Annotated in this window: 3 protein-coding genes; all 3 read left to right on the top strand. The window is 33.1% G+C overall.

Features of this window, described 5'->3' with window-relative positions:
- Positions 1-296 precede the first annotated feature (296 nt).
- The 3 genes from ACP6PM_RS29030 (at position 297) to ACP6PM_RS29020 (ending at position 4,134) form a co-directional block, all read left to right on the top strand.
- Complete coding sequence (locus ACP6PM_RS29030; protein ID WP_426590358.1) at positions 297-1,043, top strand: thioesterase II family protein; 747 nt, start codon at positions 297-299, stop codon at positions 1,041-1,043.
- A gap of 456 nt (positions 1,044-1,499) precedes the next feature.
- Positions 1,500-1,907 carry a cyclase family protein gene (locus tag ACP6PM_RS29025; RefSeq protein ID WP_426590365.1) on the top strand — a complete coding sequence of 136 codons (408 nt, stop codon included), beginning with the start codon at positions 1,500-1,502 and terminating at the stop codon, positions 1,905-1,907.
- A 409-nt stretch (positions 1,908-2,316) separates the two neighbouring features.
- Positions 2,317-4,134, top strand: a complete 1,818-nt coding sequence (locus tag ACP6PM_RS29020) for a hypothetical protein (protein WP_426590357.1) — start codon at positions 2,317-2,319, stop codon at positions 4,132-4,134.
- Positions 4,135-4,336: the final 202 nt, after the last annotated feature.

Below are 4,336 nucleotides of genomic sequence, written 5' to 3'. Positions count from 1 at the left end.
GTCGGAGTAAGTATTGAAAAATTTACTCATAAATAGCCAAAGTTTTTTGTCATACTAATTTTAAGCTAATAAATTTATCTAATGAATTCTACTGTTACTCCCTCTCTCTAGATAAAAATATTTTCCACAGAGTCATAAACACAAAACTGACTCAAACAAGCTATGTATAGTAAGCAAAAACTATAACGTTGCAGATTTTGTATCTGAAACCTGTGGTCGGAGTAAGTATTGAAAAATTTACTCATAAATAGCCAAAGTTTTTTGTCATACCAATTTTAAGCTAATAAATTTATCTAATGAATTCTACTATTACTCCTTCTCCCTGGATGAAAATATTTCAACCAATTTCTCAACCGACCCTACGTTTATTCTGTTTTCACCCTTCTGCTGCTGGTGCTTCCTTGTTTCGCCTTTGGGGAAAATACTTGCCTTCCAATATAGAGGTCTGCGCCATACAACTACCAGGTAGAGAAACTCGGATTAAAGAACCTCTGATTACTGAATGGGATTATCTATTGCCTACCCTGACTCAAGCTTTGTTACCTTTAATTGAAGAATATCCCTTTGCATTTTTTGGCCATAGTCTTGGTGCATTAATAAGTTTTGAAGTAGTTCGTAAACTACGCAGCGAAAAACTTCCTATTCCTAAGTATATGTTTGTCTCTGGTCGTCGCGCTCCTCAAATTCCTATTGATAATCCACTTTATCAAGCATCCAACCCGACTTTAATTTCGACATTGCGAGAATACGGTGGTACTCCTGAAGCAGTCTTGCAAAACCAAGACCTAATGGAATTGTTTTTACCTATTTTGCGAGCTGACTTTACAATCAATGAAAAATATATGTATTTTCCTAAAGCACCCTTAGAATCTCCTATTGTTGCTTTTAGAGGTACAAATGATGTAGCAGTTAGCTTGCAACAGTTATCTGGATGGGAACAGCATACTATTAGTAACTTTGCCTTACATGAATTTCCGGGCGGTCACATGTTTTTCCAACAACAACCGAAAACTTTAATTGAGGCAATCTTAAAATTTCTGTAGGGTATTGAGTTTTAGGTTGCAGTTCAAAAATAAGACAATTGAAGAAGTTATAAAAAATGTATATCTAACCACCTAAGGAACGAGAATTAAATCAAGTCCAGAATTTTTTTACTCATTAACAGCCAGATTTTTTGTTATACCAATTTAGTTGGCAATTCAAGCTCATCGTTCTTTGTGCTTCAATTCTCTGGTTGAAAATGTAGTAGAAGTTAAGCAAATGCTTGCTTCGTTCATTTTTATAATGGTAACTTTTTAGAATACTTTGGCACATCCTAAGGGTTAAATAAATTAGGAGTAGAAAAGATTGGAGAGTTGGGATATGTGACCAGGGGACTGTTATTAGATATTGCTGGTTATCGAGGAGTTGAATGCTTACCAATTCCTCAAGGTCAAAGTAAAAATGATCCAGGAATTATTACAATTTAATGATATTAAAGGAGCAATAAAAAACAAAAAATAGCTCCAATTAAACAAGGAGATGTAGTTATTGTCTATACAGGTCATGGTAATTATTGGGGAAAAGATTGGGATAGTCTGAGTCCCGAACAAAAAGCTAAAAATCTTCAAATATTTAATTCTGGAGCGCCTGGACTTGGTATTACTAGCTGTCGTTATTTATCTAGTTTAAAAATAGCAATGGTAGGGTCAGATACTTTCGGAACTGAAGCGATTCCTGGTGAAGACCAAAATCGGCCTATTGATTGTCATATTGAATGGATTGTTAAACACAGTATTAATATTTTTGAGAACTTGGATGTTAGTCAATTAATAGAAGATAAAGTTTACGAATTTATGTTTGTTTTTGCACCTCTAAAAATGAAAGGTGCAACAGGTTCGCCTGGTAATCCTATTTCTATTTATTAGTAAAGGAAGAAGCAAGAAGCAAGAAAAATTTAGTTATTTAAAGGAGTAAATATTGAAAAAAAAAGGGGAAAATGATAGAGATAGTTACCTAAAATGAATTGGAGTAGCTCTTTTTCAGGATATCCGATCAAGATGCACCTTTTTGTACCATTCTTTTTTAACGCTTGATATTATAGTCATTTCCAATAATAATGAAACCATTTCACAGCAAGAAACCCTCGTCTAAATCTAAAATGAAATTGCTATATAAGTAGGGTAGCAAAGATTAACCTATTTCAAATTAATCTGTACATCCGTGCCCAAATTCCTGTCTTGCCTTCCCTTTTATGTTAATCAAAAAAAACCAGAAGTTACTTTGATAATTATCACCACCATTACAATTTTACTCCCAGCTTTATATGTACTTTTTATGATATCGAAAGCGGGAGAATTACTAAATTTCGATTATTGGTGGATGATTCAAAATATCTATTCTATAGATGGATTTTCCACTAATATTTTTGATTGGATGTTTCGGGCAAATGAACATTTTGTCTTAATTCCTGCCATAATTTATGCCCTAAATATTGTTGTTACTAAAGGTTCAAATATTGGGTTGTGTCTGGCTACATTTTTCCTAGTTGCTGCTCAAGGAATTTTGTTAATTGCGTTAGTAACTAATACTCTCAAAAAATATCGTTCGATACTTTTATTATTAATTTTATTTATCTCAGTTTTTAACTTTACCCCTGCTGCTGCTCATAATTGGATGCGCGGATATAGTGGAGTACATTGGGTAATTGCTAATTTATTTGTTATTGCCTCAATATTTTGTTTGAAAAAATTACTAGAATCTCAACAAAACAGATTTGCTATTGCCAGTATAATCTTGGGAATTTTAGGATGTATTAGTTATAGTACCGCTCTAGGAATTTGGCCGATTTTATATGCAGTTGCTATTCTATATAAATTGCCAAAAAAATTTACTATATCTTATCTATTTTTTTCTGTTTTAGTAATAGGCATTTATTTCCTCACCTACACAACACCCTCTCATCATCCATCATTATCTCAACTGAATTTCATTGATATAGTTGCCTACATTCCCGTTTATTTAGGAGCAATTTTTACTCATAATATTCCCGTTGCTGCGGCAATAGGTTGGGTGGGATTAATTTTAGCAGGAATATTTTTAATTTATTGGTTATTTTCATCTTATCCTCAAGATTGGTTGCCATGGTTATCTATAATTATTTATACTTTTGGAACAGCTTTAATGGCTGCTGTTAGTCGTTCTGGATTTGGAGCAGAACAGGCGATCGCTTCTCGTTATGCGACTCTACCTTCCCTATTTTGGTTGAGTCTAATTATCCTGATTTTTTTATGGTTAGAAAAACAGCAATTTACTCTGAGAAAAAAATGGTATTTTGTCATACCATTAGTGGCAGTTTTGACGGTTTTAATATTATTGATGTACCGAGTAGGTACGGAAACTTTTAGAGAGATTGCTCATCGGGCAACTTTTCAACCTTTAGTAGCATTATCTTTACAAATCGGCATTTCCGATCCGACTTTAATTCAAGAAAAAGTAGGTAACCGACCTGCTGCTTTTTTAGGGTTAGTGGATGCTTTAAAAGCTGATGGTTTAGTACCTTTTCATCGAGATATAAAACAAGATAATTTTTGCGCTAATTTAGATGAAAAAATTAACTCTAATTTATTAACTGCAAAACTGCCAGAAAATTTGCAGGGATATTTTGATAATGTGACTAAATTTTCTCCGACTACAGCTAGAGTAAATGGATGGGTTAGTGAAGTTAAAAGTCAAAAGCGAGTGTGTAATTTTGAGGAGACCTCAGAATGTAAGACAGACCCAAGACACTCAAAAGTTAAAAATGAAGAGATTTTTGAAGTTAAATGTATTGTTATTTTGAATCAAGAAAATGTAGTTAAAGGTTTTGGGATGTCTGGTTTTCCTCGTGCTGATGTAGCAGAATTATTAGGAGCAGAATATGAATTTTCAGGTTGGAAAGGATATATCGAAGTTAAAAGTCTAAAGCGAGTGTGTAATTCTGAGGATATCTCAGAATGTAAGACACATTCAAGACAGTCAAAAGTCAAAAATTCCGAAAATATTCAATACTCAAAGCAAGAGATTTTAACAGCTTATGTGAAATTGAAAAATCGTCAAGATTGGATAGCTTTAACCAATCAACATATTTTTGAAAAGTCGGATATATCCAACTGAAAAGTTATTCATTACCAAGTCAAAAATTACGAAAATATTCAATACTCAAAGCCGGAGATTTTCAGAGATTATGTCAAATGGAAAAGTCGTCTGAAAACTCATCCATTCCCTAGTTATAAATTCAGAAAATATTTAAAAGTCAAAACCGGAGATTTTCAGAGATTATCTGAAATGGAAAAATCCTCAAAATTGAATAGCTCTA

Origin of the sequence: Dapis brunnea BLCC-M229, from assembly GCF_050015995.1 — a bacterium.
Classification (GTDB): domain Bacteria; phylum Cyanobacteriota; class Cyanobacteriia; order Cyanobacteriales; family Microcoleaceae; genus Trichodesmium.
The sequence above is the reverse complement of the archived record's forward strand: the minus strand, read 5'-3'. Positions and strand labels throughout refer to the sequence as shown.